5 protein-coding genes are annotated in these 8,175 nt (G+C 48.2%); 1 reads left to right on the top strand and 4 read right to left on the bottom strand.

Going from position 1 to position 8,175, the window contains the following annotated elements:
- Positions 1-530 precede the first annotated feature (530 nt).
- Entirely contained in the window at positions 531-2,912 is a 2,382-nt protein-coding gene (locus Q7P67_RS13265) for a flagellin (RefSeq protein ID WP_303852720.1), read from the top strand.
- A gap of 379 nt (positions 2,913-3,291) precedes the next feature.
- On the opposite strand, the gene Q7P67_RS13260 is transcribed toward Q7P67_RS13265, so the two are convergent.
- The 4 genes from Q7P67_RS13260 to nrfD form a co-directional block, all read right to left on the bottom strand.
- The gene (locus tag Q7P67_RS13260; protein ID WP_303852719.1) at positions 3,292-5,448 is read right to left on the bottom strand and encodes a bifunctional (p)ppGpp synthetase/guanosine-3',5'-bis(diphosphate) 3'-pyrophosphohydrolase; all 2,157 of its coding nucleotides are present in this window, start codon (positions 5,446-5,448) and stop codon (positions 3,292-3,294) included.
- Positions 5,430-7,205 (bottom strand): single-stranded-DNA-specific exonuclease RecJ, encoded by a 1,776-nt coding sequence (recJ, locus tag Q7P67_RS13255; RefSeq protein WP_303852718.1) that lies wholly within the window; start codon positions 7,203-7,205, stop codon positions 5,430-5,432. Before recJ ends, Q7P67_RS13260 begins: the two co-directional genes overlap by 19 nt.
- A 95-nt stretch (positions 7,206-7,300) precedes the next feature.
- Complete coding sequence (locus Q7P67_RS13250) at positions 7,301-7,561, bottom strand: hypothetical protein (protein WP_303852717.1); 261 nt, start codon at positions 7,559-7,561, stop codon at positions 7,301-7,303.
- 91 nt (positions 7,562-7,652) lie between these two features.
- Positions 7,653-8,175: NrfD/PsrC family molybdoenzyme membrane anchor subunit (gene nrfD, locus Q7P67_RS13245; RefSeq protein ID WP_303852716.1), on the bottom strand; the 523-nt coding region annotated here is incomplete at its 5' end.

The following is an 8,175-nucleotide window of genomic DNA, read 5'->3' as shown; positions in this document are numbered from 1 at the left end:
TCGAAGAAATGTTTGGGATAGAGAATGATATGGGTAAAAAACAGCTATTTGCCGCAATATAAATCAGAAAAAGAGAATAAAAAGATAAAGAGACAAAAAACGCCGTACTTCTTTCGAAATACGGCGTTTGTCAGCAATCTGGAGCGGGTCATATGACCCGCTCTTTCCCTTCCTAAAATTTTTTACCTTATCTATTACACTGGTAGATAAGGTTATTTCTGCTTGTCTAAATTTTTTTCAAAAAATCCTTTAAAGTTTCATTTAGAGCCTGACGATACTAATACCACGACAGAAGAATATGAAAAAGGTACTGAAACACTCAGGCCGATGACTGTAGGAAATACAGCATCGGTCTTTTTTGTTTTCCGGTTCCTTGCGGAGTGAACGACTTTTTAAAGAGGTAAAAAGCAAACTTCAGTCAATAATCAGGCTATAGAGCATTTTGCTCTGGAACAACACAGTTTAATAAGACTTGCCATTAACACAACCACCGGCACGGAGGCCGGGGACAATTACACGGAGGTAATATCATGGCACTCACAGTTTACACCAACGTGAACTCTCTCGTTGCGCAGAGTTACGTAAATCAGACAAGCAATAACATTTCCAAAAACCTTGAAAGACTCTCCTCAGGTCTCAGAATAAACAGCGCCGCGGACGACGCATCCGGTCTTGCTATTTCTGAGAAACTGCGCGGGCAGATATCCGGTCTTAAAAGAGCTTCCATGAACGCCCAGGACGGTATTTCAATGCTCCAGACTGCTGAAGGCGGTCTCTCAACCATTCAGGAAATGACTCAGAGAATGAGAGAGCTTGCGGTACAGGCCGCAAACGGTGTCTACACCACCAGTGACCGTGCAGAGATCCAGAAAGAAGTTGATCAGCTTAAAGAAGAGATCGACCGCGTTGCCTCATCAACAGAGTTCAACACTAAAAAACTCCTTAACGGTGACGCGACCGCTCTCTGGTCAACAGACAAAACAACTGCTATCGACGTAGCTGTTACAGGCAAAGTTGCGGAAGGCAACTATAACCTTAATATTGAAGTTGAAGCAGGTTCAAACAACGTTTACAAAACAGACGTTATGACGCTGAACACCGACTCTGTCGGCGGCGAGATAACAACTGCGGGCGGAACAGAGAACAACACAAATATCGGTTCAGTATCCGATATCAAAACAGTTGCGACTTCCGGCACAAGCTACTACACAGTTGAAGTTGGCAACACAGTTGTGGAAAACGCATCCGCATCTGTAACAGCAACATTCCAGCAGACAGGTTCTTCCTTCTCCGTTTCATCAGCAGGAATGGGAACCGGCGGTACAACTTTCGCTGATTCCGGCTATCTTGAAATCAAATTTGACGGCGAAGTTACTTCCGCTTCATCTTCCGTAAGCGTTTCCGCAAGATTCATCAACGCAAAAACAGGCGCTGTTGGCGAATGGGCAACCATGTCAGGCGTAACTGTTTCCAACGGAACAGTTACTTTCAACGAGAGCGCAGTGTCAGGCGGACCCGCCATTGATGCGGAAATAACAATCGGTGTTGCCGGTAAAATTCAGGAAGGCGACAAGATACTGATGAGCATCTCCGGACAGTCCACTGTTGCGGGAGCAGCCACCTCAGGCGGCGGTACAATTAAAGTATCAGGCGGACCGGCAGGACAGGCAGGACCGACAATCCAGTATACCGGAGACAACTCTCTGACCAAAGCTGACAACGGCGACGACGTTATCGATTATAACAACGTAACCGTTTACTATGCTGCAATGGATTCCGCTACAGGTAACCTTGACGTCGGTTCAATGACAATGAACTTCAAAGAGGCAAGCAACGAAGCGGCAACGCCCAACGGCGAAACTTCAACAGGTTCGTTTGACCTTGAAGTGAGAGGCGGCGGAGAAGTTGCGACATCAGCAACCAAGCTGAAAGACATCGCTCTGTTCACGACAGATGACGGACGCAACATCTTTGAACAGACCCAGGAACTTACAATCTACGGTAACGGTACTTCACAGACTATCTACCTTGAAGGGGACGACACTCTGTCAGAGTTTGAAACAAAAATGACAGATGCCATCAAAGCTCTCGGCATGGGTGCAGACAGCGAAGTGAGCGACACCGTTTCCGATGTTAACAACAACCTCGTTAACTACGTTACCACTGCTAAAAAGAACTCCAACGAAGCTGTTGAAGGTACTTTCGTAATCCAGACAGCGAAACTCGGAGACGACAGCCAGCTTTCATTCGTGGGTGACGAAAACCTCATCAACGCTCTTTCACTTGCTCAGATTCAGAAAGGTGAAAACAGCGAGCTGACAGTTTCCGTTACAGACGCGCACACAGGCAAAACAGTAGGTTCAGACAAAGTTAACGACTATATACTGAAAAACGTTATCTCAGGTGTAAATGTTAAGATAGACAGCGCAGTCGGTCTTGACATCTCATGGGACGACAGCAAGAAATCAATGACATTCGGTTCTTCCGGCGCGGAAGACATCAAACTCCACCTTGTTGACAACTCAACAGAGCTGCAGATAGGTGCGAACGAAGGTCAGACCATCAACACAAGCATAGCTCAGGCAGACACTGACGCTCTCGGTCTTGCAGATGTACTGATGGTAGATCAGGAGAGCGCTCAGTCAGCCATAACAGCTATTGACGCGGCACTGAACAAAGTTTCAAGCGCAAGAGCAACTATCGGTGCTCAGATAAACAGGCTTGAGTACACCATCTCCGGTCTGGACACCACAAGAGAAAACCTGACAGCTTCCGAATCAAGGATACGCGACCTCGATATGGCGGAAGAGATGTCAGACTTCACCAAAAACCAGATACTCAGCCAGGCAGGCGTTGCCATGATTTCTCAGGCAAACTCCCAGTCCCAGCTGGCTCTTCAGCTTCTCGGCTAAGAGATTTCAGAATTATAAAAAGAAAAAGCGGATCTTCGGATCCGCTTTTTTTATGTTTATTAATGAGATTTCTTCGTCAGTCTGTGGCTTCCCCGCGAAGACGTGATTTTTCCGCTCAGTCACACCGACCGCCCGGTGTTTAGATGCGAGTTATGCAAGGAAGTTTTCTAAAAAGACTCTGAGTGAACATATAAGTACATGATGAGGCTTTTTTGAAAACTGACGCCGCAGAACGACGCATATAAACACCGAACGTTCAGGGCTTTGATGCAAGCAGAACAAGGAAGGCTCCCGCAGATGAGCAAAAGCGCACTTTAATAGTGCGTGTTGCGAGCGAGAGGGAACTGACGCAGTAATGCGCCGCATAAAAGACCTGAACCTAGTTGGCGGTGTTGACTTCGCGTAACCCGTCGATTGTTTTGATTTTGCGGATAACACTTTCAAGCTCGCTCTTGTTGCGCACCTCTATGCTGAAATCCTGAGACGAAAGCCCGTCTTTGTCCCGTCTGGAGGACAGTTCAAGAATATTAAGTCCCATCTCTTTCAGAACTGTGGTAAGCGCACTGAGCACGCCGGGTTTATCGACTATGGAAGTGTGTATGCGCACTGGCATCTTATAGCTTTTTCTTGAATCCCACTGTACGTCCACGAGGCGTTCCTCACTGAACGCTGAGTTTTTCAGATTTGCGCAGTCCACCCTATGCACGACGATACCCCGCCCGCGGCTGATATATCCCACAACGTCATCGCCTGGGAGCGGATTGCAGCATTTGGCAATCTTGACCATAACGTCGTCGATACCCTGAATGATAAACGGCGTGCTGGTCTTTTTTCCGCTGTCTTTCTGCGGTGCTTTCTGCAGATCTTCAAGTTTCGGCTGTGTCGCGGGTTCGGTGAAAACGTGAACAACCTGCTTGGGTGAAACACGCCCGAAGCCGACCGAGAGGAAAATTTCTTCTTCGTCCCTCAGCTTGAAGCGCTCTATTATCTTTTTGATGTTGTCCTGTTTGTTGAAAATCTCCCGCACGTCCAGTCCGGCGTTGCTGAACTCTTTGTCAAGCAGATCGAACCCGACTGTGTGCCCCATATCCGTATCTATCTTGCGCAGTGCTGCGCGGATACGGTTTTTGGCTTTGCTGGTCTTAACGAAACTGAGCCAGTCGCGGCTGGGTTTATGGTCTTCCCCGAGAATGATTGAAACCCTGTCGCCGTTGCGCAGCTTGTATTTCAGCGGCACTATGCGTCCGTCAACCTTTGCGCCCTTACACTTGTTGCCGACATCTGTGTGGATGTTGTAAGCAAAGTCAACAGGGGTGGAACCGATTGGCAGCTCCATAACATCCCCTTTGGGTGTGAAAACATATATCTGGGTGGGAAGAACGTCCTCTTTAAGTGCTTCAACAAGGTCTTCCGGGCTGTGAAGTTCGTGCTGTTCGAGCAGTTGGCGAAGCCATGTGAACGCCTTGTCCTCCTGCGGGTCAAACGGTCTGCCCTCTTTATATTTCCAGTGGGCTGCGATACCGCCCTCCGCGATGCTGTGCATCTCCTGTGTGCGTATCTGAAATTCAACGGTTATCCCTTTAGGACCGATGATGGTAGTGTGCAGGGACTGATAAAGGTTCGCCTTAGGCATGGCGATATAGTCTTTGAACCTGTGCTGAATGGGTTTCCACATATTATGCAGTATCCCCATAACGGCGTAGCAGGTGGGGATGTCGTCAACGAGCACGCGGAGAGCAAGAAGGTCGTAAATCTCTTCAAAAGACACTTTCTTCTTCACCATCTTATTGTAGATGCTGTAAAAGTGCTTTGGTCTGCCTGAGACGAGAGCTTTGATTTTATGTTTCTCAAGCTCTGCTATCACAGCCTCCTTTATCTCGGCAAGATACTGCTCCCGTTCTCCTCTTTTCAGTTTAACTTTTTCGTAGATATCGTAATAGGCTTCCGGATTGAGGATGCGGAAACACATATCCTCAAGCTCCCATTTAATCCACGCGATACCGAGCCTGTGTGCCAGCGGTGCATAAATATCCATTGTCTCCCTTGCGATGCGCTGTTTTTTCTCTTCCGCCAGATAGTCCAGTGTGCGCATGTTGTGGAGCCTGTCCGCCAGTTTTATGATGATTACCCGCACGTCTTTCGACATGGAGATGAGCATTTTGCGGAAGTTTTCCGCCTGTTTCTCCTGTGCTGATTTAAAGATTATCTTGCCTATTTTGGACACACCTTCAACGATAAAGGCAACGTCCTGCCCGAAAAGCCCGCTTATCTCTTCAAATGTAGCGTCTGTGTCCTCTATGGTGTCATGGAGAAGACCGCCAATTACGGTATCCACGTCCATGTTCATCTGTGCAAGGATATACGCCACATTGAGAGGGTGAGAAAGATACGGCTCGCCGCTCTTTCTGAGCTGTCCTCTGTGCTTCTGCGCTGCGTATATATATGCTTTGTGCACACGGTCAAACCCGTCGGCAATACCGTTTGCCGTGAGCATATCCTGTATGTCCATAAGGCGGATCACGCGATTGGTTGCCATTCTTCCTCCGCCGGTTTAAGGTCTTTCAATACAAGCTGAATATAGCGTCCGCCGTAATACCCGTTCACAACGGGGGTGAACACAACGTCGAACACGTCGTTTCCGGTCACTATCTTTTCGTAGCTCTTCATGTTGTATCCGATGCAGTCAAAAGTCCGTCCGTTCTTTTCCAGAAACATTTTAAGGTGCATACTGTCTCTGCCCACATAGGTTGCCGGCTGATATTTCCGGACGTTTTTCATGCAGAATACGGGTTCGCGGTTGCCCGCGCCGTATGGTTCCATTCTCTCTATCATCTTCATGAACTCCGCGTTTATCGCCTCCGGTTCGATGAAGGAATCTATTTTCAGTTCCGCCACAAAGTCCTCAGCAGTGAGGCTTTCGTCTACGGCCGTGTGGAAGCGCCTTTGGAGGCTCGAAATATGTTCTTCGGATATTTTCAGTCCTGCGGCGTATTTGTGCCCGCCGAAGGAGAGCAGTATATCCTGAAGCTGTTCCAGTCCTTTGTAAAGGTCAAACGAAGGGATACTCCGTCCTGAACCCTTGCCGACACCGTCGTCGAATGTAAGAACTATGGCCGGCATATGGTATTTTTCCACAAGCCTTGATGCTACGATGCCTATAACTCCCTGATGCCACTCTTTCGAATAGAGCACCAGCCCTTTATATTTCTCGTTCAGACGGTTGCTTTCAACGCGTTTAAACGATTCCTCTATAATTTCCTTCTCAATCTCCTGTCTGTCTTTGTTCTCCCTGTCAAGCTCGTCTGCGAGAAACTTTGCCTGAGCTCTGTCAGTAGTTATCAGGAGGCGCAGTCCCTTGTCGGAGTTGCCCAGTCTGCCGACGGCGTTTATGCGCGGAGCGAGACCGAACCCGACGTGGGTCGTCGTAACCTTTCCTCCGTCCACACCTGCAACGCGTTTAAGCTCTTTCAGACCGGCGCGGCAGTCCTTTCCGGAAAGTATCTCAAGTCCGTGACGGACAAATATTCTGTTCTCACCGACAAGCGGTACAACGTCGGCGATGGTGCCCAGAGTGACAAGGTCAAGATATTTCTTTATGTTCGGCGTTCTACCGCCGAATTTACCCATATCGTTCATTTTGGAGCGGAGCGCCATTACGGTTTTGAAGGCAACGCCAACACCCGAAAGGCACTTAAACGGGCTTGTGTCGTCCTCCCTCATGGGATTGACGACTGCGCAGGCATCCTCCGGAATTCTTTCAGAGGGCTGATGGTGATCGGTAACTATGACCTTCATACCCATGCGAACGGCGTGGGACACCTCTGCCTCAGCGTTTATTCCGCAGTCAACGGTTATTATCAGCTTAACATGTGCGGCAGCGATCTCCTCTATTGCGGCGATATTAAGTCCGTACCCCTCTTCGAGCCTGTTGGGAATGTAGTATGCGACGTCCGCACCCACTTCACTGAGGAAATGATACATGAGCGCAACGGAAGTCACCCCGTCAACGTCATAATCCCCGTAAACGCATATTTTTTCGTGTTTTTCAATGGCAAGGGCGATATGTTCGGCAGCTTTCCCCATATCTTTGATAAGAAAAGGAGATGTAAGCCCTGTGAGCGGTGTTTCAAAATATGCCTGAAGAGCGTTCGGCTCCACTATGCCCCGTTTATACAGAACCTCAGTGATACAGTCCGTTAGACCGAACTGATCCGACAGCTCTTTTATGAGCAGTTTCTCCGGTCGGAGATAGACCCATTTATATTTTTGGCTCCGATATGTGAGACCAGGCATCTTCGTTTCCTTTCATACTGTCCGCAATCATATATTATTATCCCAAAACACTTTTATTGCAAGACAATTAATGAAAAACGAAAGAAAAACGGTTATCAGGGGAGGAACTTAACAGGTTTCACCGGCTTATACGCCTTTGTAACCGGAAGTGATTCGGGCGGGCTCATACTGCCTGCGTCAACAACCATGCTGTCGATAGCCTTTCCGTTCGCGTCATACGCTGTAAGCTCATATCTGTTGACGCTGCCGTTGTTGAAAAGGTTAAGTGCAAACCACGAAATGACCAGTACGAAAGCAACGTACCAGTATTTCATGTATTTTCCGCCGAAGTATTGATTGAAACGTTTCATGTTCATGGGGCTATATATAATCCAAAAGTTTTTATTTTGCCAGCAGTATTTTTATAAAAGACCGCCGTGTTTTGCCGCGGCGGTCTCATATCTTATCTCAGTGATGTTTGGTTTCCAGATTAAAGAACTTCTCCGCTGAGAAATACAGCAGAAAGAACACTCCGAAGCCGAACAGGTAGACAAGCCATTCCATTGCGGACGGGCTGTAGAAGTTCATGCCCGCAAAGTCCGTTACAACTCCTGCGCCGTAGAATCCGCCGCGCATGGGAGGAAGCTGTCCCGCAACTATAAAGTCATACCTCGTAAAAAACAGACCTATCATATAGATGAATCCGGATAGGGCAAGCCTGCCAACGTTACCCTTAGCAGTTACTATCAGAAGCAGAGGCACAGCAACCGCAAGTATCATCTCACCCAGCCAGAAGTTCAGCGCCAGAGGTCCCTTGATAAGCGCTACCGCAGCTGTGTAAGCATCCCCGCCGCCTATGAAGACGGAGGACAGCAGCTTCCACAGATAAAGAAGCATCATGACTCCTATTCCGCCTCCCATCAGCCTGCCGAGGGATACGAGGGATTTTCTGACATCTTCCGTAAGCCTGCCCTTGTATATCACATAATGC

It is taken from the genome of Seleniivibrio woodruffii, assembly GCF_029267515.1.
In the GTDB taxonomy this organism is placed as follows: Bacteria; Chrysiogenota; Deferribacteres; order Deferribacterales; family Geovibrionaceae; genus Seleniivibrio; species Seleniivibrio woodruffii_A.
This window is presented reverse-complemented; position numbering and strand designations above follow the sequence as displayed.

Coding starts and splice junctions, on each gene's coding strand:
- Q7P67_RS13265 (WP_303852720.1), top strand. CDS start 531: ATGGCACTCACAGTTTACACCAACGTGAACTCTCTCGTTGCGCAGAGT.
- Q7P67_RS13260 (WP_303852719.1), bottom strand. CDS start 5,448: ATGGCAACCAATCGCGTGATCCGCCTTATGGACATACAGGATATGCTC.
- recJ (WP_303852718.1), bottom strand. CDS start 7,205: ATGCCTGGTCTCACATATCGGAGCCAAAAATATAAATGGGTCTATCTC.
- Q7P67_RS13250 (WP_303852717.1), bottom strand. CDS start 7,561: ATGAACATGAAACGTTTCAATCAATACTTCGGCGGAAAATACATGAAA.